This is a genomic window from Pseudoalteromonas rubra (genome assembly GCF_000967655.1).
Lineage (GTDB): Bacteria > Pseudomonadota > Gammaproteobacteria > Enterobacterales > Alteromonadaceae > Pseudoalteromonas > Pseudoalteromonas rubra_A.
Window position 1 is genome coordinate 1 of record NZ_JXYA01000128.1, and the last position, 286, is coordinate 286.

Below are 286 nucleotides of genomic sequence, written 5' to 3' on the forward strand. Positions count from 1 at the left end.
ACCGGCGATCAGCACGTCGTTGTCTTCGGCTGCATTGACCAGTCCGTCGGTTTCAATCGGTGTCGTGATGGTCACCGCAGACGGCGCGGCATTGTCCAGGGTAATGGTTTGCGTCGCAGCGGTGGAGGTGTTGCCCGCCGTATCCGCCTGGGTCGCCGACACCGTCAGCGTGCCATTGTTCAGGCTGCTGACATCCAGCTCGCTACCGCTCAGTGTCCAGTTGCCAGAATTGTCGGCCGTTACGGTGCGGCTTACCGAGCTGTTGTTGTCCGTGATGGTCACGGTG

General features: G+C 61.2%; 1 protein-coding gene. It reads right to left on the reverse strand.

The window, feature by feature from the left end; translation table 11 throughout:
* A partial coding sequence (locus TW77_RS25500; RefSeq protein ID WP_046007482.1) for an Ig-like domain-containing protein occupies positions 1–286 on the reverse strand: 286 nt, incomplete at both ends.